This is a genomic window from Amycolatopsis sp. VC5-11, from assembly GCF_037034185.1.
GTDB classification, from domain to species: domain Bacteria; phylum Actinomycetota; class Actinomycetes; order Mycobacteriales; family Pseudonocardiaceae; genus Amycolatopsis; species Amycolatopsis nivea.
In genome coordinates this window covers 107667-130456 of sequence record NZ_JBAGKF010000009.1, presented here as the reverse complement: position 1 = coordinate 130456, position 22790 = coordinate 107667, and the positions used below count along the sequence as shown (strand labels likewise).

22 protein-coding genes are annotated in these 22790 nt (G+C 65.7%); 14 read left to right on the top strand and 8 right to left on the bottom strand.

The window, feature by feature from the left end; translation table 11 throughout:
* Positions 1-55: 55 nt before the first annotated feature.
* Positions 56-679 carry a bifunctional 4-hydroxy-2-oxoglutarate aldolase/2-dehydro-3-deoxy-phosphogluconate aldolase gene (eda, locus tag WA670_RS26065; RefSeq protein ID WP_336159145.1) on the bottom strand — a complete coding sequence of 208 codons (624 nt, stop codon included), beginning with the start codon at positions 677-679 and terminating at the stop codon, positions 56-58.
* A complete protein-coding gene (gene edd / locus WA670_RS26060; protein ID WP_336159144.1) occupies positions 676-2616 on the bottom strand; it encodes a phosphogluconate dehydratase in 1941 nt (646 codons plus the stop codon). Before edd ends, eda begins: the two co-directional genes overlap by 4 nt.
* Before the next feature lie 288 nt (positions 2617-2904).
* Here edd and WA670_RS26055 point away from each other — a divergent pair, with 288 nt between their 5' ends.
* Positions 2905-3804 (top strand): helix-turn-helix domain-containing protein, encoded by a 900-nt coding sequence (locus WA670_RS26055; protein ID WP_336159143.1) that lies wholly within the window; start codon positions 2905-2907, stop codon positions 3802-3804.
* Between the two features lie 838 nt (positions 3805-4642).
* On the opposite strand, the gene WA670_RS26050 is transcribed toward WA670_RS26055, so the two are convergent.
* The 4 genes from WA670_RS26050 to WA670_RS26035 form a co-directional block, all read right to left on the bottom strand.
* Complete coding sequence (locus tag WA670_RS26050; RefSeq protein ID WP_336159142.1) at positions 4643-5272, bottom strand: hypothetical protein; 630 nt, start codon at positions 5270-5272, stop codon at positions 4643-4645.
* A gap of 209 nt (positions 5273-5481) precedes the next feature.
* Positions 5482-7008, bottom strand: coding sequence for an AAA family ATPase (locus WA670_RS26045; RefSeq protein WP_336159140.1), 1527 nt, complete (start codon positions 7006-7008; stop codon positions 5482-5484).
* Between the two features lie 26 nt (positions 7009-7034).
* Positions 7035-7505, bottom strand: coding sequence for an NUDIX hydrolase (locus WA670_RS26040; RefSeq protein ID WP_336159139.1), 471 nt, complete (start codon positions 7503-7505; stop codon positions 7035-7037).
* Positions 7506-7515: 10 nt separating this feature from the next.
* Positions 7516-8259 carry a helix-turn-helix domain-containing protein gene (locus WA670_RS26035; RefSeq protein ID WP_116199256.1) on the bottom strand — a complete coding sequence of 248 codons (744 nt, stop codon included), beginning with the start codon at positions 8257-8259 and terminating at the stop codon, positions 7516-7518.
* 248 nt (positions 8260-8507) lie between these two features.
* On the opposite strand from WA670_RS26035, the gene WA670_RS26030 reads away from it, so the two are divergent.
* The 13 genes from WA670_RS26030 (at position 8508) to WA670_RS25970 (ending at position 21172) form a co-directional block, all read left to right on the top strand.
* Positions 8508-8738 (top strand): hypothetical protein, encoded by a 231-nt coding sequence (locus WA670_RS26030; protein WP_037810523.1) that lies wholly within the window; start codon positions 8508-8510, stop codon positions 8736-8738.
* A gap of 25 nt (positions 8739-8763) precedes the next feature.
* Positions 8764-9222 (top strand): hypothetical protein, encoded by a 459-nt coding sequence (locus WA670_RS26025; protein ID WP_336159138.1) that lies wholly within the window; start codon positions 8764-8766, stop codon positions 9220-9222.
* 53 nt (positions 9223-9275) lie between these two features.
* Entirely contained in the window at positions 9276-10184 is a 909-nt protein-coding gene (locus WA670_RS26020; RefSeq protein ID WP_336159137.1) for a helix-turn-helix domain-containing protein, read from the top strand.
* Positions 10185-10505: 321 nt separating this feature from the next.
* A complete protein-coding gene (locus WA670_RS26015) occupies positions 10506-12083 on the top strand; it encodes an FtsK/SpoIIIE domain-containing protein (protein ID WP_336159136.1) in 1578 nt (525 codons plus the stop codon).
* The gene (locus WA670_RS26010; RefSeq protein ID WP_336159135.1) at positions 12080-12466 is read left to right on the top strand and encodes a hypothetical protein; all 387 of its coding nucleotides are present in this window, start codon (positions 12080-12082) and stop codon (positions 12464-12466) included. The genes WA670_RS26015 and WA670_RS26010 overlap by 4 nt, the downstream gene beginning before the upstream one ends.
* Positions 12463-14118: a replication initiator gene (locus tag WA670_RS26005; protein WP_336159133.1), complete on the top strand. Its 1656-nt coding sequence runs from the start codon at positions 12463-12465 to the stop codon at positions 14116-14118. The genes WA670_RS26010 and WA670_RS26005 overlap by 4 nt, the downstream gene beginning before the upstream one ends.
* A 17-nt stretch (positions 14119-14135) precedes the next feature.
* A complete protein-coding gene (locus WA670_RS26000) occupies positions 14136-14351 on the top strand; it encodes a helix-turn-helix domain-containing protein (RefSeq protein ID WP_238607618.1) in 216 nt (71 codons plus the stop codon).
* Positions 14352-14373: 22 nt separating this feature from the next.
* Positions 14374-15630, top strand: a complete 1257-nt coding sequence (locus WA670_RS25995; protein ID WP_336159131.1) for a tyrosine-type recombinase/integrase — start codon at positions 14374-14376, stop codon at positions 15628-15630.
* Positions 15631-15830: 200 nt separating this feature from the next.
* Positions 15831-16118 carry a hypothetical protein gene (locus tag WA670_RS25990; protein WP_037809740.1) on the top strand — a complete coding sequence of 96 codons (288 nt, stop codon included), beginning with the start codon at positions 15831-15833 and terminating at the stop codon, positions 16116-16118.
* Positions 16115-16945: a hypothetical protein gene (locus tag WA670_RS25985; RefSeq protein ID WP_336159130.1), complete on the top strand. Its 831-nt coding sequence runs from the start codon at positions 16115-16117 to the stop codon at positions 16943-16945. Before WA670_RS25990 ends, WA670_RS25985 begins: the two co-directional genes overlap by 4 nt.
* 58 nt (positions 16946-17003) lie before the next feature.
* A complete protein-coding gene (locus WA670_RS25980; RefSeq protein ID WP_336159129.1) occupies positions 17004-18920 on the top strand; it encodes a fumarate reductase/succinate dehydrogenase flavoprotein subunit in 1917 nt (638 codons plus the stop codon).
* Entirely contained in the window at positions 18917-19669 is a 753-nt protein-coding gene (locus tag WA670_RS25975; protein WP_037809745.1) for a succinate dehydrogenase/fumarate reductase iron-sulfur subunit, read from the top strand. Before WA670_RS25980 ends, WA670_RS25975 begins: the two co-directional genes overlap by 4 nt.
* A gap of 1155 nt (positions 19670-20824) precedes the next feature.
* Positions 20825-21172 (top strand): VOC family protein, encoded by a 348-nt coding sequence (locus tag WA670_RS25970; protein WP_336159128.1) that lies wholly within the window; start codon positions 20825-20827, stop codon positions 21170-21172.
* Between the two features lie 66 nt (positions 21173-21238).
* Here the strand turns inward: WA670_RS25970 and WA670_RS25965 are convergent, their stop codons facing one another.
* Positions 21239-22132 carry an amino acid ABC transporter permease gene (locus WA670_RS25965; RefSeq protein WP_134730264.1) on the bottom strand — a complete coding sequence of 298 codons (894 nt, stop codon included), beginning with the start codon at positions 22130-22132 and terminating at the stop codon, positions 21239-21241.
* The gene (locus tag WA670_RS25960) at positions 22129-22776 is read right to left on the bottom strand and encodes an amino acid ABC transporter permease (RefSeq protein WP_037809751.1); all 648 of its coding nucleotides are present in this window, start codon (positions 22774-22776) and stop codon (positions 22129-22131) included. The genes WA670_RS25965 and WA670_RS25960 overlap by 4 nt, the downstream gene beginning before the upstream one ends.
* Positions 22777-22790 lie beyond the last annotated feature (14 nt).

The window sequence follows — 22790 nt, the reverse complement described above, 5'->3', positions numbered from 1 at the left end:
CGGCACCGAGAAACCCGCCGCCTCCGGTACGGAGACGACGGGTTTCCGGAAGGGCTCAGCGCAGCGCGGCGGCTTCGGCGGCCAGCTTCTCGACGGCGGCGAAGTCCTTCGCCGCCAACAGCTTCGCGGGCGTCAGCCACGAGCCGCCGATGCAGCCGACGTTCGGCAGCGCCAGGTACGACGGGGCCGACGACACCGTGATCCCGCCGGTCGGGCAGAACTGCAGCTCCGGCAGCGGTCCGGCGATCGACTTCAGGAACGCCGCGCCCCCGCTGGCCTCCGCCGGGAAGAACTTCAGCGCGCTCAGCCCGCGTTCGGCCAGCCGCATCGCCTCCGACACCGTGGCCGCGCCTGGCAGGAACGGCAGTCCGGTGGCGAACGCGGCGTCCAGCACCGAATCCGTGCAGCCCGGCGTCACCAGGAACTTCGCGCCAGCGTCGGCGGCCTGCTTCGCCTGCTCCGGCGACGTCACCGTGCCGGCGCCCACGACGATGTCCGGCACCTCCGCGGCCACCCGCTCGATCGCGGTCAGCGCGACCGGCGTGCGCAGCGTCAGCTCGATCACCCCGATCCCGCCGACGAGCAGGGCGCGGGCCGTCGGCACCGCGTCGTCGACGTCGTCGATCACCACGACGGGCATCACGGGGGACAGGGCGAGCAGGTCCGTGCCGGTGGTCACTGACCGACCTCCTGGGTCTGGAGAGCATACGAGGACTCGCCCATTGTCCCGCTTCCGAATGGCGGAACGCCCCGGGCGAGGTCCAGCTCCGGAGTGAGCGCCCCGAACACGCTCGCGCCCTGGTCAGCCGGGCCGACCGCGCGCCGCAACGCCCCGAACAGCTCCCGCCCGGTCCCGCTCCACGCGGCCTCCGACGGCGGGGCGTCCGCCAGGTCGCGGCGCGCCAGTTCGTCGTCCGCGACCAGCACGTCCAGGCTTCCGGACCGCGCGTCGAAACGGACCACGTCGCCGTCGGCGATCCGGGCGATCGGCCCGCCCACCGCGGCCTCCGGCGTCACCTGAATCGCGGCCGGCACCTTGCCCGACGCGCCCGACATCCGCCCGTCGGTGAGCAGCGCGACCCGGAAACCCCGGTCCATCAACACTCCCAACGCCGGCGTCAGACCGTGCAGCTCCGGCATGCCGTTCGCCTGTGGACCCTGCTGACGCAGCACCACGACCACGTCCCGGTCCAGTTCCCCGGCCTCGAACGCGACCCGGAACGCCTCCTGCGAAGTGAACACCCGCGCCGGTGCCTCCACGACGTGGTGCTCCGGGGCGACCGCCGACACCTTCGTGACCGCTCGGCCCAAGTTTCCTTCCACCATCCGCAGCCCGCCGTCCGGCGCGAACGGCCGCCACGCCGGACGCAGCACCTCTTCGTCGAGACTGCGCGTCGGCACGTCACGCCACACCAGTTCGCCGTCCGACAAGATCGGCTCCTGCGTGTACCGGCGCAGCCCGGGACCCGCGACGGTGAGCACGTCCTCGTGCAACAGACCCGCGTCGAGCAGCGTGCCGACGAGGAACTGGATGCCGCCCGCCGCGTGGAAGTGGTTGATGTCCGCGCTGCCGTTCGGATACACGCGCGCCAGCAGCGGCACGACCGCGGACAGGTCCGAGAAATCGTCCCAGCTCAGCTGAATCCCGGCCGCCGCGGCGATCGCCACCAAGTGCATCGTGTGGTTCGTCGACCCGCCGGTGGCCAGCAGCGCCACGATGCCGTTCACGAACGCTTTTTCGTCCAGTACCTGAGAAATCGGCGTGTACGCCTCGCCCCGGGACAGTTCGACGACGCGTCGGCCAGCCTCTTCGGTGAGCGCTTGACGCAACGGCGTGTTCGGCGGCACGAAGCTGGCGCCCGGCAGGTGCAGGCCCATCACCTCGACAACCATCTGATTCGAGTTGGCGGTGCCGTAGAACGTGCAGGTGCCGGCTGAGTGGTACGACGCGGCTTCCGCGTCGAGCAGGTCCTCCCGCGTCGCGAGCCCCTCCGCGTACAGCTGCCGCACCCGGGCTTTTTCCTTGTTGGGCAAGCCCGAATTCATCGGACCGGCAGGCACGAGCACCGCGGGCAGGTGCCCGAACGAGAGCGCGCCGATCAACAGCCCCGGGACGATCTTGTCGCACACGCCCAGCAGCAACGCCGCGTCGAACATGTCGTGGGACAGCGCGATCGCCGTCGCCATCGCAATCACTTCGCGGCTGAACAGCGACAACTCCATGCCCGGACGGCCCTGCGTGATGCCGTCGCACATCGCGGGCACCCCGCCCGCGAACTGCGCGACACCACCGGCTTCGCGGACCGACTTCTTCAGCCACGCCGGGTATTCCTGCATCGGCTGGTGGGCGGAGAGCATGTCGTTGTAGGAGGACACGATGGCCACGCCGGGCGCGCGCAGCTGGCGCAGCGCCTGCTTGTCGACGCCGTCCATGGCGGCGAATCCGTGCGCGAGGTTGCTGCAAGCGAGGCCGCGGCGGACCGGCCCCTCCTCGAAAGCGGCCGCGCTGCGGGCGAGGTACGCCGCCCGCGTGTCCGCACTGCGCTCGGCGATCCGGTCGGTGACGTCGGCAAGCACGCGGTGCACCGCGGCGGTCGGGTTCGGGCTGCTGCTCATCTCAAGCTCCCGGCTCGTGACGGGTTCGCGAGACGGCGGCGCTGGCGTCGCGGGAACGTGACGGTGCACACGGTAACCCGAGAACCCTCCGGAAACAAAATCGATTCAGAAACCCCCTGTGGGGTCGCCGGGAGCGATGGGCGGTGTGCACCGCTGTCGGCAGGCTGGCCGGATGCTGCCGCTGAGCTGGGGATATGCCGCAGCGCAAGGCGGTGTCTGCGGCTGATGACGATCGATAGGTGTCATCAGCGCGAAACAGGCACTATCCGCGGCTGGAGGTGACGGTGGATGCGAGATTCGGAGATGCCCGGCCCGAGCGAGCGCGCTTTGGGCATGGCATTGCGGGATGCCCGGCTCGAGGCGTGCTTCGGTTTGCGCGAACTGGGGCGGTGGGTCGGGGTGGAGCCGGACCAGCTGTCGAGCTGGGAGCTGGGCCAGGAAGTTCCGACGCTGGAGGACGTGGCCGGGGTGCTGGGCGCGCTCGGAGTGGTCGGCGAGAAGAAAACGCGGATCATGGAACTGGCGCGCGAGGTCGCCGGGGCGAGCTGGATCATGTACGGGTCGCAGGCGGACACGGCGCACTACACGATGGTCGCCGGGCACGAGCGGAACGCCGAGTCGATGACCGTGTGGGCTCCGCTGCAGATCCCGGAGCTGCTGCAAATCCCCGATTACGCGCGGCTGGTGTTCGGCCCGGCCTTGTGGGACAACGAAATCCTGGAACACGTCGTCGAGAATCGCCTGAGCCGCAAAGCGATTCTATTCGAAGCGGAGCCCGCGGAGGCGCAGATTTTCGTCGGGACCGAGGCGCTGCGGCAGCACTTCGGCGATGCCGAGGTGATGCTGCGACAGGTGCGGTACCTCGTCGAGATTTCGCCGACTGTGAAGATCCGGCTCGTCCCGAGCGAGGCCGTGACGGAGGGCGCGTTCAGCTGGTACCGGCTGTGGGACGCGACGGAAGTCGTGTACTGCCCGCACCAACACGCGGGTGTCTTCCTGTCCGGTCGGGAGGCCGCCCCGTACGCGGACATCATCGAGCAGTTAGCCGCGTCCGCGTTGTCCCCGGAGGATTCGCTGCACCATCTGTCGGCCGCGGCTGCCGGTTTCGAGGAGGAGGTGAAGGCCCAGCGGCTCGCGAACGAGACCGGACTGACGAAGCTCCTGACGGGCGAGGATCCGGCTGAATAGCGGCTGTTGCTTGGGGTGACCGTCGGGTAACTCTCTGTCTGCTGTCAGCGCGTTTCGCCCGTCGGCCGAACCCGCGTCGGCGGATGGAGTTGCGCGGCTGACGGCCCAGAGGCGGCCCACACCCCACTTTCGGCCCCTATCTGGCTAGAAATGCGCAGGTCAACCACTACAACATGCCTCGCTCTGGTAAATGTGCTACTTCTGCCGAGGGGGTTTCCTGACCTGCGGACCTTCGCCCGTCTAACGCTCTGACCTGCGTTTTTGGGTCGGTCGGGACTGGTTGAGTCTGGTCCGGTTTGGATCTCTGACGTCCTGTAGACGTCCTGAGGCCGGTCTGCTTGAGCCCCTTCGCGGCCTGGCGGACCGGCCTCTGGTCGTGCCTGTCGCCTGGCTACTCGGAGTGGCGAACCGGGGGCCGCGGGAGGCGTCGGGCGGTCTGATCCGTCGTTCTCGCCCTTGCCAGCTTGAGTGCTGCGGTGCCGGGGTCAAGGGTGAGCGAAGCTCATCGCGAAGCGACGCCGGAGGCGCCCTTGATGCCGGTGGCGCGGCGTTCGATCATCGGGCGCGAGAATGACGGCCCGACGCCAAAGGTGGGCGGCTGGGCTAGGGCTGTGGCTGCCATGTCGTGCCTCTGGGAGCCTTCCGCGCCTCCTGTGGCGGTGTGCGCACCCGGGGCAAGTCTGCGGCGGGCTCGCCGGGCGGGCCGGCCGGAGCGCTAGCGGAGGCCCGCCCAGCCAACCGGCGAGTCTCGCCGTACGCGAGGTGACCGGTTGCGCGCCGCCGCAGGCGACGCGCCTTGATCCCATAGAGCCAAATTCGGCAACAGCGCGGCGCACGCTTATCGGATGAAACCGCCACAGCAATACCAATCGTCAGCCGAGAGGGCAGTGAACAGAGCCGCTTGCCAGGAATTTGCATCGAAGTTATGCCATGTGGCAGATCTTCTCGTCAATTCTTCCCGCACCGCTGCTTCTCCGGCTGCTTCGAACAACATTTTCATTCCGTACTGAATTCCTTGAATCTCCTGACTGGCGCAACTTCCGTATATCTCCTGGAGATTAAGGCTTTCAAAATGTTTCACGATGCGTGAGGTATATGCAGGATCCCAATGAGAGGGTGGGTCGGGAACGAAGACGGCGACTCCAGGGCTCTTATGTTCGACTCGAGCTGTAAGCCAGACGTCGTCGCCGAAATCATCGAAGTAGGGATTTAGGGCGAGTTCTTCGATCGAGCCCGTGAATTTAGAACCCTTCATGTGATTGCACCTGCTGCAGACTGGAAGCAAGTTGGCGGGTGTCACGGCCAAGGCTGGGAATTTTGTCTTCGGAAGGTAGTGATCGAGTGATGAAACTGCCTGAGCTCCGCATAGTGCACACATGCCATCTCGGGCGCTCAGCTTCACTGCATCGTACACTTCGCGACCAGGAGACTTCTTGTCGACCAGTTTCCGGTCGTAAAGCCAAATCATCTCTTTGGTGGTTACGGTCGGCAGGTTATAATCCGACTCGCGTGATAGGTGTAGTTCGCCGTTTTTACCCGCAGCTAGGTACCGGGTTTCAGCGCGATCGATCTCTGTGCTGGACGCAATGTATCGGGCTCTCTTGTCGGCGTCGGATACGTTGCTTACGCAAGTTCTATATGAGATTCTCGCTGTAATCGATGGCTTGGGGACCTGTCTCATTCTGACCCCCATGGAGATTGATCTCTAATTGCTATAAGAGACCTGGCAAGTATCCTTGCCTCTCCTCCAAGGGAGCCTTCAAAGTACTCTTCGATTCTTTCGAATGACATTCCTTGGTCGACTGCGTCGGCGATTATGCGATGGAACCCAGATTTACTGACTTCGAGGCCGAAAACTTCGCGCGTCAGCGTCCCAACGTTTTCGCCAAACGTCTCTAGGGTCGGCCTTTCAATTACTGACTGTCGGCCACTTCGTCGTATCTTCCAGACGCAACGCCGCGGAACTTCCTGCAGAACGACAGGAGAGTGGGTGGCTATTATTGCGACGCCGTTTCTGTCGGCTAGTAGATCTGAGAGAGCGCGAACAAATGCTGACAGTAGAGGTGGGTGCAAATGTGATTCAGGTTCATCGATCAGTACAAGCGTTTTCTCCTCGACGGATTCGACAAGCCTTGTCATTGTGAGTAGGACGATCTTATGGCCGGAACTTAATTCTTCGTACTGCCTCCCGGCAACTCTTGGTAGTTCATTTATTGGCCCGCTACCACTGACCAGGCCTGACAAGCCTAATTCTGCAAAGTTTGGATCAGACTCTAGTGCGATGAGCGCCCTTTTCCAGCGCTCAATCTTGTCTGGAGTTTGAAGGCAGTTCGCGACGCTCTCAGTGAATTCGCCGGCAAGCCTCTGAAAATCTTTCAGATTTCCATGAGTTCCCGGCTCTGACGTGCGGCGATGAAGTCCGACGTAGGAGTACTTTATTTCAAGATTATCTGACGGTGTTCGAAAGGGATCGAATGCACTGAAGGAAACGGATACCAAATTGGCAAATATTTGCGACCGAGGGGAGTCGTTTAGAAACTTCCCTGAGTTAGTTCGAGTGTCATTTGCGGACAACAAGTCGATGGCCATATTGGCCAGTAGCGTCGTTTTTCCTGCTCCATTTCGCCCAACTAGGACATGGATATTTGACGGAGGTCTTGAGTAGGGTGTTACATCGAACGGGATTTCGTGAAAATCCGGGACTCCTCCGGCGTAGGATGCTGAAACACGGTAGCGAAAGTTGAATTCTGTAAGACGTGCACCGCCCTGTGCCATTCTATTGAACTGCTCGCGGACGGTGAGTTCGGTAAGCGAGCGCATCAGGGAGCGTTCGGTAACTCGTTCGAATTTGACCCTATCGTAAATGCTCAGGTCGTAGGCAAAATCTCGAAGGTGTACGAGGATTTGCCTCCTCATGGCGGCGCCCATAGAATTGAGCTTCTCGTAGAAGCTGGGATCTTGCCCTATGGAGAAAAATGATTCATCTAACTGTTCAAAGCTCTCTGGAATCGGCGGCGATTCCTCTAATTGTCCTAGTCTGCCAATTTTGGTAGGCCCGATTACTACATGCTTTCCCTTGGTTGAAAACACTAAATTATACTGCGTCCTGAATTCAAACCAGTCGTCCCAGTTGTCTTTCAGCAGGTATAATTCGTCAGTATTCGAATGAGCTGGTGGTAGTACATCGACTACGTTTATCTGCAAGTTTCCCCCTTTGATGAGCGGCCATGCTAACTGTAGAATGGCTCCGATCGGCTGTCTAGTCCGTGCAGTAGGCGTAGTCTAATCGATGGATGGATCGCCAGCTCGGAAAGTTCACTGTCCTGCACCCACAGCACTTCGCTGCTTTCGTTACTTGTATGAAGTGTTCCGGAAACTTGCCGAGCGCGAAAGCAAATGGAAAATTCCTGTCGGACTTCCCCGTCGCTGTATCTGATAACGTGATCGGGGTTGGAGTAGAGGCCGACGAGGCCGGTAACCTCGCATTCAATGCCGGTTTCCTCGCGTACTTCCCGGACGGCGGCCTGGGAAAGCGTCTCGCCTAGCTCAAGCTGGCCGCCTGGGATGGCATAGAGGTCGTTGTCCGTTCGACGGATCATGAGAATCCGTCCCTCTTCGTCTTGGAGGAACGCGGACACTGCGACGGCGATGCTATTCGCCTTCGGCGCGTTTGGATCGTTGTAGTAGTCGACGCGTGCCATGGGGTGCCTCCTAGATGGTGGCGGGTTTGGCGAGGTTCCAGACAGTCTCGAAGCTCTCCGAGTAGGTCTCGAAGAGGTCCCCGGCGGAGAGTCGGCGCAGGTGCAGGGACGGTGCGTGCGCACCTTGAAATCCGTAGACGTGCGTGTTGATGATCATCTCGTCGTCGAAGCGGAAGATCGAGTTGTAGAGCGTCGTGTTGTGGAACCGCATCTCGACTCCCTCGACGCCGACGAGCGGCCGGTAGAACGCCAGCGCGTTGCGAACACGTGCGGGGAGCGTCCCGTCGCCGAGCTGCTCTTCTTCTCCGCGCAGGGCGACACTGTCCCCGTCCGGGTCGCCGAAGGCCAGGCGGATCTTCGCGCCGGCCGCGGCTTTGGCTGCGATGTCCTTGATGAACCGTGGCCGTTCGACCAGGAACAGGGCCGCGTGTACCAGGATTTCCACGGTTTCTGACGCGTCGTTGATCAGCCGGTCCCATAGCTCGACCGGGATCGCGTTCCGATGCGGGAACACGCTCACCACCTCGGCGGCGGCAGTCTCGGCTCTGCGCTCCGGAGCGACGGAGTCCGGCCACAGGTAGGTTTCCGATTCGCGCGCCATGGCGGCGATCTTGTGCCGGTGCTTCGGGTACGGGGTGCGGCCTTTGGTGATCCACCGCTCGACTGTTTTCTGGTCGACGCTGAGCGCCTTGGCGACCTGTTCCAGCGTGAGCCCGTTGCGCAGCAGCGCGTCACGCAGCCGTTCGTTCGGCATCCGTACCCCCTTGGGACTTTTAGGGACGTCTTCGACCGTACCAGGGACGTCCCAAGGTGTCCCGCCATGTGGTGATCATGTCCCGCCTTTTGGCGGAGATTGGGTGGCACGTTGCCGAGACTCGCTCGGCGGCAGAGCCCAAGGGAGGCAGACATGACGACTGCAAGCACGGCTTCGACGCTCGGCGGCTGGTCGAGCGGTTCGGCTGCGCGGGTTTCTAGCAAGCACGTGGTTTAGGCGCGGGCGACATGCGCGACACGGTCCAGATCCACGTGACGGCAGACCTGCCGATCCGCGTCCGCGCGCTGACGTACGCGAACCGAGCGGAGATCCGCTTCGGCAAGGCGTTTCCCGTGGTCCTTCTCGTCGACTCTGACGCGATCGCGGTTCTGGGCAAGCAACTCGAAGAAGCAGGGATGGCGCTGGGCGCGGCTACACGAACGAACTACGGCGGCGAGGCGCCGGAAACGACTGACTGACAGAGAACACAGGGAGCTAGCGGTTATGGCTATCGAAAAGGGACACCGGTTCGCGATCGACTTCGACGAGGCGTTCCCGCAGGGGCTTGTGATGGTGGGGGAAGTGATTCCGGACAACGAGTATCAGTCGCGTGAGGACCGGGCTGCGGGTCGGCCGGTGCGGCAGCGGGTTGACGAAGTGACCGGGAAGCGGCAGTGGCGGGCTGCGGTGACGGACCCGGGCGAGACGCGGGCGAAGCGGGCGTCGTTCGAGGTGACGTTCTTGGCGGACGTGCAGCCGGTGCCGACGACGGCGGAGGCGTTGCCGGGGATGCGTCCGGTGGAGTTGGACGGGTTGACGGCGGAGCCGCGTGTCGGCGGGCAGGGCGAGTTCAAGTATCAGACGTACGTCTTCCGGGCGACGGGGTTCAAGGCTGCTGCGGGCAAGTCGTCGTCACGGTCGACCGGTGCGCCGTCTGCGTCTGGTGAGGGCAAGGCGGCGTAGATGGGTGTTCTCGTTTTGCAGACAGGCACGATCCCGGGCCGGAGGTGTGGTTGATGCGTGGCACGGAGATGGCGAGCCCGCGAGCACGTGGCCTGGGTGCGGCGTTGCGGGATGCCCGGATCGAGGCCCGGTTCGGGCTGCGTGAGCTGGCGCGGCGGATCGGGGTGAACCCGGCGTTGTTGTCGAACTGGGAACTCGGGCAGCGGGTCCCGACCCCGGAGGAGGTGTCGAACGTGCTCGGTGCGCTCGGCGTGGTCGGGGAGCGAAAAGCCTGGATCATGCTGCTGGCTCACGGCGTGACGGGGCCGAGCTGGTCGTCGGTGGGGTCGCAGGCGGACCCGGCGCACTACACGATGTTGATCGCGCACGAGCGGGTGGCGAGGTCGGTGACGGTGTGGGCTCCGCTGCTGATCCCGGAGCTGTTGCAGGTCCCGGATTACGCGCGGCTCGTCTTCGGCCCGGATTTGCGGGACAAGGAGAAGCTGGAGCAGGTGGTGGAGAGCCGGATGGACCGCAACCGGATCTTGTTCGGCGCGGGCGCGGTGAAGGCGCAGATGTTCATCGGGTCGGAGGCGCTGCGGAACCATTTCGGCGACGCGGAGGTGATGTTGCGGCAGACGCGGTTTCTCAAGGACCTGATCGGGTTGTCGCGGACGATGACGATCCGGCTGGCTCCGAGCCAGGCGGTGACGGAGGAGGCGTTCAGCCGGTACACGCTGAAGGACACCTCGGACGTCGTGTACTGCCCGCATCGCGCGATGGGCGTGTTCCTGGTCGGCAATGAAGCGGCCTCGTACACGGTGACGATCGAGCGCCTTTCGGCGGCGGCGTTGTCCCCGGCGGAATCGCAGGCGCGCCTGTCGGTCGTGGTCGACCAGCTCTTGAAAGAGGTGAAGGCGCAGCGGCGGGCGACTGACGCGGGGCTGAACCGGCTCCTGACCGGCGAGGAACCCGAAGACTAGCCGCAAAACCTCAGCGAGTACCGAAAAAAGCGCACGGCGACGTGTGCTGTGTTCAACGCGCCCATTTGCGCTTGGAATTGTTCCGTATAAACGCAGAACCGGCCTCTGGCTGCCAACCTTCACCGGTTCTGCGCTGTCCACTGGGAAGTGAACAATGACGAACATAACCGGTTCTGGACGGCGTGCGTCAACGGGGGTCACCCGGATGCGTTGCGCCGCATGCAAGAAGTTCGCTCGGCTCGTTCCGGGTGAGAAGAAATGCGCTGCCTGTCAAGGAATGCTGCCGCTTGACCTCACCGCGGCTGAGGACGGTGAGCGGCGATGAACGCGGCGACGGTGCTGATCGGCGGTGTGGGCCTGGCGGTGCTGGTGTGGGTGCTGGCCAAACTCGGTCGCGTGCTCGCGGCTATCGCGGAAACCCTGGCCGCGCTGGCGTTCCTCGGCCTGGCCCTGTGGGGTCTCGTGCGTGTGGGTGGCTGGATTGTTCGGCAACTGGCCACGCATTGGCGGACTTGCCTCACTGTGCTCGCTCTGGGCGCGTGGTGGCGTTGCCTCGGCTGGCCTTCGCTCGCGATTGCGGCGGGCTCTGTCGGCCTGGTGGTGCTCGTGTGGCGGCAGGGCTGGCCGGTGGGATTCGAGCGCTGGTGCGGGCGCTGGGTGCGGGCGTGGTGGCTGCGCTGGGCCGTCTACGGGCGCAAGCTCCCGGGCTGGTTGCACGCCTGCGGGCTGACTGTGCGGGACGAAGCGATCCCCGTTGACGTGACGGTCAACCTGGTCTCGCGGCGGCGCAAGCGGGAAGCGGTGGCCCAGTCCCGGCGGGACGCGGGCGTGGCCTTCCCGAAGCTGCTGCGGATCCGTTCCGGTCCGTCGTGGGATGAGGTGCGGGTGCGGCTGGTGCCCGGTCAGACCCCGGAGGATTTCGGCGAGGCTGCGCGTGCGCTGGCGACGGCTCGGCGGGTGAGCAGGGTGCAGGTCCGGGAGATCTCCCCGGATGTGGTGTCGGTGGATTTCATGCGCCGGGACCTGTTGGCCTCGGCCGTGTCGTGCCTGCCGCTGCCGGAGGTGGCGGAAGCGTCGGCGGTGGATCTGCGGCGGGTGTTCGCCGGTTCCACCGAGTACGGCACGGCCTGGCGGCTGCCCCTGCTCGGCGGCGGTGCGCACACTCTCGTGGCTGGAGCCTCGGGTGCGGGGAAGAACTCGGTGATGTGGTCGCCGCTGGTGTCGGCTGCCCCGGCGATCCGGTCCGGGCTGGTGCGGGTGTCCGGTGTGGACCCGAAGGGCATGGAACTCGCTTACGGGCGCGGGATCTTCTCCCGCTACGCCGTCTCGGGTGCGGAGGCTCTGGAGGTGCTGGAGGCGCTGCGGGACGAACTGGAACGGCGCAAGCGGGCATTCGCGGGGCAGACGCGGGAAGTACCGCTGTCGCAGGAGTTTCCGTTGGAGCTGCTGGAGTTCGATGAGCTGGCGGCGCTGGCCCGCTACACCGATCGCAAGACCCGTGATGCGATCACCGAACACGTCTCGGTGCTCAACACGCAAGGGCGTGCGGCGCTGATCTCGGTGCGCGGCTACGTGCAGGACCCGACGAAGGAAACGGTTCCGGTGCGGGAGTTGTTCACCCGCCGGGTGTGCTTGCGGGTGACGTCGAAGTCTCAGGTGTCGATGGTGCTGGGCGACGGCGCGTACGAACGCGGGGCATGGGCCAACCGCATCCCCGAGAACACCCCCGGTGTCGGCTACGTCTGGGGCGAAGGCATCCGCGAACCCCTGCGCATCCGTGCCGGATGGGTGTCGGACGCGACGGTGAAGGCGCTGGAGGACTACGTCACCAACGGCGGGGCACAGGTGGTCAACCTCGCCCACAACCGCCGTGACAGCACCGGGAAGGGGGCCGCATGAACCAGCTGATGGTCTTCCTCGACGCAATCCGCGATCACCTCGACTCGTACGCGTTGCCTCCGGCTTGCTCGGTGGAGGTCACCGCCTGGTCCTCGCCGGTCACGGTCGCTCTGGACACCGACACCCTGCCCGGCGTCGTGTCCGGGCTGGCCACCTGGTCGACCACCCTCGACGGGGCACGGGTGAGCCTGTGGCGGACACCGGGCGGGACGCGGGTGCGCCTGGCGCTGACCGGACGCACCCCGTGCGGCATTCCCGTCTACGTCTGGGGCTACGTGCCATTCGACCCGGCCACCTTCCCCGACCTGCCTCTGCAGACCGACCAGGAGATGCCGGTCTGGCTGTTGCGGCAGTGGGCACGCGCCGGAGAGGAGGCCGCATGACCACCTCTGCACGGGAAACCGCTGGTCAGGCAATGCCGGCTGCGGAGCCCCGGGAACGAATCCGCGGTGCCTTGGCTTCCGACGTGGTGAAGGCGACTGCAGAGCAGCACGGGGTGTGCGTGCGGCCGTTCACGATGGAGGTCGCCGACACCGAGACCGGGGAGCTGCGCTACGTCCCGGTGCCGTGCGGCTCCACGGTGGAATCGGTGTGCCTCCCGTGTGCCCGCAAGGCCAGGGCCCTGCGGCAGGACCAGTGCCGGGAAGGCTGGCACCTGACCGAAGAGCCCGTGATTACCCGCGCGGAGCCGAGCGAGACGCAACGGGACCTGCTGACCTACCGGGCGGACTTGGCCGCGCACTATCGGGAGGCGGTCGCGGCGGGAAACGAGGCTGAAGCGGAGGAACTGCGCGCGGAAGTGTCCAGTGTGGACGCGGAGTTACGTGAGTCGGGCGTGACCGGCCGCCTGCCCGCCCTCGACGCACCCGTCAAGAATGGGGTGAAGCGCTCGACTCGGCGGCGGCAGGACGCGCCGGACCTGCCTCGGAAGAAGGTCGCGAAAACCACTGTGGGACGGGAGTTCGCTGGCCGGTTTCGGCCGTCGATGTTCGTCACCCTCACCTGCGATACCTACGGCCGCGTGCGCCCGGACGGCTCCCCGGTCGAGCCCGTCAGCTACGACTACCGGCGGGCGGCGCGGGATGCTGTGCACTTCGCGGCGCTGGTGGATCGGTGGTGGCAGAACTTGCGCCGGGTGGTCGGGTTCGACGTGCAGTACTTCGCGACTGTGGAACCCCAGCGCCGGGCAGCACCCCACCTCCATACCGCGCTGCGGGGAGCGATCTCGCACGACGTGATCCGGCTCGTGACTGAAGCGACCTATCACCAGGTGTGGTGGCCCAATCACGACGTGATGGTCTACGGCGGGGACCGCAAACCGTTGTGGGACCCGGATGCTCGTTCCTTTGTGGACCCCGATACCCGGGAGCCGCTGACCGGGTGGGATGACGCGGTGTCCGAAGTGGAGGAACCGGCGCACGTCGTGCGGTTCGGGGAACAGGTTCACTCGAAGGGAATCCTCGGCGGCACGGAGGAAGCCGGGCGACATATCGGCTATCTGACGAAGTACCTCACGAAGTCCACGGGTGAAGTCGTGGACGCGGATACGACGGCGCAGCGGGACCACCACGACCGGTTGCACGCTGAGCTGGCGGTGACCCCGTGTTCGCCGCGCTGCCCGGTGTGGCTGCTCTACGGCATCAACCCCAAGGGAGCCACCGGGAAAACCACGCCGGGGCACTGCCGGGGGCGGGCGCATCGGCGGACCACGCTCGGGCTGCCCGGTCGTCGGGTGCTGGTCTCGCGCAAGTGGTCCGGCAAGACCGTGGCCGACCACAAGGCCGACCGGGTCGGGTTCGTGCTCTCCGCCCTAGCGGCGGTCGGGATCGAGAAACCACGCCCTGGTCCGGAAAAGCTGGCCTGGCGCAAGGTCGAGCCAGGCGACCCGCAGTGTCCGCCCCGGGATCAGCTCGTGATGCGTGCCATCGCCGAACGCCGTGCCTGGAAAGCCGAGTACGAAGCGGCTCGGCTCGCCGCGTCCGGATCACCGCCTGAGCCGCCGGAAACTTCGGCAACTTCGGCTCTGGCTGCCTGACCTGGGAAGGGGGAGACATGAACAACAACTCGCGTGTGCGGCTGATCAGTGTGGAGGGCTTGTGGAGCCCCGAAGACCTCTCCGCCTACCTCGACATTCCCGAGGACACGCTCAAGGACTGGCGTTACAAGAACTACGGCCCGCCGTGGCGGCGAATGGGCAAGCACGTCCGCTACCACCCCGACGCTGTCCGGGAATGGCTCGACGGTCCCGAGACCATGCCTGCCGCGTGAGGGATGAGGGGGAGCGAATCTGATGGCACACATCGAAGATCGCTGGTTTCGGGACAAGGTCGATCCCGAAACCGGGGAAGTCGTGCTCAACGACAAGAAGAAGCCAGTTCAAGAGCGCACCGCGGACTATGGGAAAGGCATGCGGTACAAGGTGCGCTGGGTCAAGCCGGACAAGTCGGAGGCGTCCCGGTCCTTCCCGGACAAGAAGCTGGGTGCGGCGAAGGAGTTCAAGACCAAGATCGAGAACGAGCTTTACGCGGGGGTGTACCGGGATTCGAGCGCGGGCAGGGAGAAGTTCCGGACCTATGCCGCGCAAGTGCTGAAGAGCCGTCCGCTTGGCGAATCGTCGTTGAACACTATGACTACGCAGCTAGAGAAGTACGTGTTTCCGTTCTTCGGGGAGCGGAGTCTCGACATGTGCGAGAGTTCTGATCTTGCCCGGAAGTGGCTGGCGTGGCTCAACGACGATGAGCGGAAGCTGTCGGGTACGTACCAGCGTCAGGTGTTCGACCTCGTGCTGTCCATTTGGGACGCTGCGGTGGTCGACGAGAAGATGCGATCCAACCCGCTCAAGAAGGCGACGATCCCTCGGCCGAAGGCGACGACCAAGGAGGTGCAGGTCTGGCCGGAGAAGCGGGTGCACGCCCTGGAGGAAGCCGTCGAGGACCGGTTCAAGCCAGCGGTCGTCATCGGCGCGGGCCTGGGGCTGCGGCCCGGTGAGGTGCTGGCGTTCAGCCCGGACAACATCGACCGGAAGAAGATGATCTACCGGTGCACCCGCCAATTGGTCATGGTCAAGGGCGTACAGAAGTTCAAGCTTCCGAAGGGACGGAAGGTGCGGGAGATCCCGCTCGGTTACGGCCTTCTGGAGAAGGTCGACGCCTACATCGAGAAGTATCCGCCCGTCGCGGTCACGCTCCCGTGGGGCGAGCGGGACGGGCAGGCGTACGAGACGGTCAATCTGCTCATGACCAAGCCGAGCGGCGTGCCGTACAAGAACCAGTCGTTTCACATGGGCGTGTGGCTGCCCGCGTTCGTCGCGGCCGGGCTGGCGTATGTCAGTGACCGGGACGGCATGCACGCGCTCCGGCACCTGTTCGCCTCGCTGATGCTGTCACGTGGCGTGAGCATCAAAGAACTCTCCGCTTACCTCGGGCACTCCAGTGAGGCGTTCACGCTCCGTGTCTATACCCACCTCATGGAGACGAGTTACGAGCGGGCGCGGGCGGCGATCGACAGTGTGTTCCGCCCGTCGGCCGATCTCGCGTCGGCGGCTTGAGTTGTTCGGCTGACGTCCTGGTGACGTCCTGGACCCCACTTTCGGCCCCTATCTAGTCATAAATCCCCAGGTCAACCGGTACCGGATGCTTCCTTCTGGTAAATGTGCTACTTGTCACAGTGCACCGCGCGAGGCAGAGTCGTACTTGGCGACGTTGATCGTCACCCGAACTGCCGGCCCCACCATCAGGGAGGCTTCCGATGTCCACCACAGAGATCGCCGAACTCCGGCGCACCATCGGCCAGTTGCGGCAGTGCGTGGGCGCATTGCGATCGCGCTACGGCGACGCGTCCGCGGTGCGCCGGCTGGCCAACGACGTCGAGCGGCTCGACATCGACACCGCCGATCTGGACGGGCACCCGCCCGCTGTGCCCGCGCAGGCGAAGCCTGTCGAACGCGTGCCTGTCCCGGATACTCCCTACGATCCGGCGCTGTGGAGCGGCGCTGACGACGAAGGTGTCGGTGGCTACAAGCGCGACCAGCGGTGAGCGCCCCCGCTGACAACGACGTCAGCCGCGCCCGCACCGGTGTTCGAGCGCCGGGGCGGGCGCGGCTCGCCGCGCGGACACTGCGGACCGACCGGTGGTGGCTGTCGCCCCTGCTCACTGTGCTGGGGCTGGCCACTTTCGTCGTTTACGCGACTGTCCGGGCATTCGTGCGCACCGCCTACTGGGTGCCCGAATACCACTACCTGACGCCGTTCTACTCGCCCTGCGTGTCCACCTCCTGCGTCCCGGGCTCGAGCCACTTCGGGCACTGGTTCGGCGAAATGCCGTCCTGGCTGCCGCTCGGCGTGCTCGTGCTGCCGTTCCTGCTCGGGTTCCGGTTGACCTGCTACTACTACCGCAAGGCCTACTATCGTTCGGTGTGGTTTTCCCCGCCGGCCTGCGCGGTCGCCGAACCGCACGCGCGCTACACCGGAGAGACGCGGCTGCCGCTGATCGTGCAGAACGTGCACCGGTACTTCTTCTACGTCGCGTGCGTCGTTTCGCTCGTCAACACCTACGACGCCATCGTCGCCTTCCAGAGCCCCACCGGGTTCGGCTTCGGGCTCGGCAACGTGATTCTCGTGCTGAACGTCGTGCTGCTGTGGGCGTACACGCTGTCCTGCCACTCGTGCCGGCACGTCACCGGCGGGCGGCTCAAGCACTTCTCGAAACATCCCGTCCGGTACTGGATCTGGACGCAGGTCACGAAGCTCAACACCCGGCACATGAGCCTCGCGTGGACGACGCTCGGCACGCTCGTGCTGACCGACTTCTACGTGATGCTCGTGTCCAGCGGCGCGATCTCGGACCTGCGATTCGTGGGCTGACCCCCGGAAATCCAGCAGCGCAAGGCAGTTCTCCCCAGCTCGTGAGGTGGCTTATTCCATGACCGAGGTCGAACGGCACAGCTACGACGTGGTGGTGATCGGTGCCGGCGGCGCCGGTCTGCGCGCGGTGATCGAAGCGCGCGAACGCGGTTTCAGCGTCGCGGTGGTGTGCAAATCCCTTTTCGGCAAGGCGCACACGGTGATGGCCGAGGGCGGCTGCGCGGCGTCGATGGGCAACGCGAACTCGAACGACAACTGGCAGGTGCACTTCCGCGACACCATGCGCGGCGGGAAATTCCTCAACAACTGGCGGATGGCCGAACTGCACGCCCGGGAAGCGCCGGACCGCGTCTGGGAACTCGAGACGTACGGCGCGCTGTTCGACCGCACCGCGGACGGGCGGATCAGCCAGCGCAACTTCGGCGGGCACACGTATCCGCGGCTCGCGCACGTCGGCGACCGGACCGGGCTTGAGCTGATTCGCACTATGCAGCAGAAGATCGTTTCGCTGCAACAGGAAGACTTCAAGAAGTACGGCGACTACGAGGCGCGGATCAAGGTCTTCGCCGAATGCACGGTCACCGAACTGCTGCTGGACAACGGCGCGATCGCCGGTGCGTTCGGCTACTGGCGCGAGAGCGGCCGGTTCGTGCTGTTCGAGGCGCCCGCGGTGGTGCTCGCGACGGGCGGCATCGGCAAATCGTTCAAGGTGACGTCGAATTCGTGGGAGTACACCGGCGACGGGCACGCGCTGGCGCTGCGCGCCGGCGCGAAGCTGATCAACATGGAGTTCGTGCAGTTTCACCCGACCGGGATGGTCTGGCCGCCGAGCGTCAAGGGCATCCTCGTCACCGAGGGCGTGCGCGGCGACGGCGGGGTGCTCAAGAACTCCGAGGACAAGCGGTTCATGTTCGAGTACGTGCCCGAGGTGTTCAAGGGCCAGTACGCGGACAGCGAGGACGAGGCCGACCGCTGGTACACCGACCAGGAGAGCAACCGCCGCACGCCGGACCTGCTGCCGCGCGACGAGGTGGCGCGGGCGATCAACTCCGAGGTCAAGGAGGGGCGCGGATCCCCGCACGGCGGCGTGTTCCTCGACATCGCGAGCCGGTTGCCCGCCGAGGAGATCCAGCGGCGGCTGCCCTCGATGTACCACCAGTTCAAGGAACTCGCCGACGTCGACATCACCAAGGAGGCCATGGAGGTCGGCCCCACCTGCCACTACGTGATGGGCGGTGTGGAGGTCGACCCGGACACCGGTGCGGCGAGCGTCCCCGGCCTGTTCGCGGCGGGGGAGTGCTCCGGCGGCATGCACGGGTCGAACCGACTCGGCGGCAACTCGCTGTCCGACCTGCTCGTGTTCGGCCGGCGGGCCGGACTGGGCGCGGCGTCCTATGTGGACGGACTCAAGGATCGGCCCGCGGTCTCGCAGTCCGATGTGGACGCCGCGGCCGCGATGGCGCTCGAACCGTTCAACCCGCCCGCGGACGGCGCGCCGGAGAATCCGTACACGCTGCACACTGAGCTGCAGCAGTCGATGAACGATCTCGTCGGCATCATCCGCAAGGCTGGGGAAATCCGGCAGGCGCTGGACAAGCTCGCCGACATCCGCAGCCGGGTCGGTCAGGTGACGGTGGAGGGCCACCGGCAGTTCAACCCCGGCTGGCACCTCGCGCTCGACCTGCGGAACATGCTGCTGGTGAGCGAATGCGTCGCCCGCGCGGCGCTGACCCGCACCGAAAGCCGCGGCGGCCACACCCGCGACGACTATCCGTCCATGGACGCGGAATGGCGGCACCGGCTGCTCGTCTGCTCCGCGCGCCCGGGCGACAACCCGCTCGTGCCGGACGTCGACGTGTCCGTGGAGGAACAGGTGCCGATGCGGCCGGACTTGCTCGAACTGTTCGAACTCGACGAGCTGGGCAAGTACTTCACCGACGGCGAGCTGGAGACCCACCCCGGGAGGACCGCGTGAGCTACCAGGCGAAGTTCCGCGTGTGGCGAGGCGACGCGACCGGCGGCGACCTGCAGGACTTCACCGTGGAGGTGAACGAGGGCGAGGTCGTGCTCGACATCATCCACCGTCTGCAGGCGACCCAGGCCGCCGACCTCGCGGTGCGCTGGAACTGCAAGGCGGGCAAATGCGGCTCCTGCTCGGCGGAGATCAACGGCAGGCCGCGGCTGATGTGCATGACGCGCATGTCGACGTTCACCGAGGCCGAGATCGTGACGGTCACGCCGATGCGCACCTTCCCGGTGATCCGCGACCTCGTGACCGACGTGTCGTTCAACTACACGAAGGCGCGCGAGATCCCGTCCTTCACCCCGCCGGAGGGGCTCAAGCCCGGCGAGTACCGGATGCAGCAGGTGGACGTCGAGCGCTCGCAGGAATTCCGCAAGTGCATCGAGTGCTACCTGTGCCAGAACACCTGCCACGTCGTGCGCGACCACGAGGAGAACAAGGAGAGCTTCGCCGGGCCGCGCTACCTCATGCGGATCGCCGAACTGGAGATGCATCCGCTGGACGTCGCCGACCGCCGCGACGCCGCACAGGACGAGCACGGGCTCGGGTTCTGCAACATCACCAAATGCTGCACCGAGGTGTGCCCGGAAGGCATCCACATCACCGACAACGCGCTGATCCCGATGAAGGAACGCGTCGCCGACCGCAAGTACGACCCGATTGTCTGGCTGGGGGACAAGCTGTTCCGCCGCAATCGGTGACGTCCGCTGCCGCGGTGGCCGGGTTCGCGGGCGCGGGCCTGGTGGCGTGACGGCTGCAGGCTTGTCCTGTTCGCGGGAGGCAGGGCTGCTCTCGCGGGCGGCGGGTTTGTCGTCCGCGCGGGTCTGCTTGTCCGCGGGAGGCGGCTTGCTTGGGCACGGCAGCGGCCTTGCCTTATTGCGGACGGCGGCTCCGTGCCCTCGTCGACCGTGGGCGTATGCAGTTGCCGACGGCAGGCTTGCTCGTTCGCAGGCGTCGAGCGGGCGCGTGCGGCGAGCGGGCACACGCGGCGACAGCGGCGTGCTCTCTCGCGGGTGGTGAGCGGGCGCTGTTGGCGACAGCGGCGTGCTCTCTCGCGAGAGGCGGGCTTGCAACGTTGCCGACAGGGGGCGTGCTTCTCGCAGCGGCGAGCGGGCGCTGTTGGCGACAGCGAGCATGCTCTCTCGCGAGCGGTGGGCCTGCAACGTTGCCGACAGCAGCCTTGCTCTCCCGCGAACGGCGGGCATACGCAGTGCCGACAGTGGCCTTGCTCTCCCTCGGGCGGCGGGCTTGCCATGTTGGCGACGGCGCGTTTGCGTCTCACAAGCGGTGAACGGGCGCTGTTGGCGACACTGGGCGTGCTCGTTCGCAGGCGGCGGCCCTGCAACGTCGCCGACAGCAGCCTTGCTCTCCCGCAGGCGGCGGCCATACACAGTGCCGACAGTGGCCTTGCCCGTTCGGAGACCGCAGGCCGATGCCCTCGCAGGCGCGGTCCAATACGCGCATGCGCTACGGGCGTATTCAGTTGTGGGTCGGCAATAGGCAGTCCTCCTGGCGGCTGATGAGTCTGGTCGTGATGGCGGATCACCGGGGCGGTCCCAGCGGCCTGTCCCCGGCGGCTGGCTCCCGAGCGGAACGTCGCGATCCCCAGACAGCGTGAACTCACCGCGCGCAGGCAAGATCGCACCGACCAATGCGCTGGCCAACGCATTGGGAGAGAAAGGGAATCGCGACGGCCGCCACGAGAACGCTCGCGGGCTCACATCACATGCGATGTACTTACTTCAACAAAATCAACGTTAGCACCACCCGCGACCGGACGGCATCACTCGATCGGCTCGACCACGGCGGGGCCGATTTCCGTTGCGGTCAAAGGACTTCCCGGAAGGACAAGAACCATGATCACCGGCGCTCACGTCATCCTCTACAGCAAAGACGCAGCAGCAGACCGAGAGTTCCTCAGGGACGTACTGGACCTAGGAAACGTAGACGCAGGCGAAGGCTGGCTCATCTTCCGTTTGCCCCCAACAGAACTAGCCGTGCATCCAACCGAAGGAGCGCCGCAGCAAGAGTTCTACCTGATGTGCGACGACCTAGCCGAAACAGTCCGGCAGCTAACCGCGAAGGGAGCCGAAGTGGAGAGCGAGGCGACCACAGCATCCTGGGGCACGCGAGCATCGATCCGCCTCCCCAGCGGCAGCGTGCTGCCCCTGTATCAGCCGCGGCACCCGACAGCGCACGGCTGAAACAAGAAACCCCCGGCGCCGCGGGGAAAGCAGCGCCAGGGGTTTCAAGAGAGACGGAACGAACCGTCAGCCAGGTCCAGCGCCACCGATCACGTTGCTGCCCGCGGCAGCGGTGAGCCCCGCCTGCTCGATGCCGGCGTCCGTGTCGATGTGCTTCTTGCTGCGCCGGTTGCGCCGCTCCAGGTACGTCGCGAGCGCGGTCAGCAGCAGGCACATCGCGATGTAGATCGCGGCGGCCACGAGGGTCGACGGGACGATCGGGCGGCCGAAGGCGCCCTGGCTGCCGATGTAGCGGGCGTAGTACAGCAGCTCCGGGTACGTCACGAGGAAGCCGAGCGCGGTGTCCTTGAGCAGCACGACCAGCTGGCTGATGATCGTCGGCAGCATCGCGCGCAGCGCCTGCGGCAGCAGGACCGTGAACATCACCTGGGTCTTGCGCATGCCGAGCGCGTACGCGGCTTCGCTCTGGCCCTTCGGCAGGGACAGGATGCCCGCGCGGAAGACCTCCGCCAGCACCGAGCCGTTGTACAGCGTCAGGCCGAGCACCACCGCGAACAGCGGCGACGTGTCCACGCCGAGGGTCGGGAGGCCGTAGTAGAACAGGAACATCAGGATCAGCAGCGGGATCGCGCGGAAGAACTCCACGACGAACGTGCAGATCCCGCGCACCCACGCGTGATCGGACAGCCGTCCGGCGGCGAAGACCGCGCCGAACACGATGGCCAGCACCGCGCCCAGTGCGAAGGCCTTCACGGTCGCCAGCACGGCGTTCGCGAGGTCGCTCTGCACCTGGGAGTACTGCAGCCACTCCCATTTGCGTCCGGCGAACTGGCCGCTGTCGACGAAGCGGTAGACGATGAACGCGATCAGCGCCGCCACCACGACGATGCCCAGCACCGCGTAGATCCGGTGCCGCACCCGCGCTTTCGGGCCCGGGGTGTCGAAAAGAACCGTGCTCATCGGGCCACGCTCCAGCGCTTCTCCAGGCTGCGCTGCACCAGCGACAGCACCGACACGAGGATGATGAAGCCGAGTGCCACCCACAGCAGCGCGATCATCTGGTTGTCGCCGCGCTCGGACACGTACTGCCGGATCGCGCCGGCCTCGGCGACCGAGAACCCGCTGGCGATCGTCGTGTTCTTCAGCAGCGCGATGAGCATGCTGACGAGCGGCGGGACGACCGACCGCAGCGCCTGCGGGAGGACGATGCCGCCCAGGATCTGCCCGGACGACAGGCCCAGCGCCCGGCCCGCCTCGGCCTGGCCGATCGGCACCGTGTTGATGCCCGAGCGCACGACCTCGCAGATGAACGCCGACGTGTAGATCGTCAGCGCCACCGCGGCGGTCGGGAAGTAGTCGATCTTGACGATGTCGAGCAGCGGGTAGGCGAACACGAGGAACGCGAACACCAGCGTCAGCGGCGTGTTGCGCAGGACGGTGACGTAGGTCGTGCCGATCGCGCGCAGCACCGGGACCGGGCTCACCCGCAGCATCGCGAGGATCGTGCCCAGCACCAGGCTGCACGCCCCCGCGATCAGGAACAGTTCGATCGTGGTGAGAAAGAACGGACCGAAGAGGTCCAGATTGTCGAGCAGGACGTCCATGGAGCCTTCCCCGC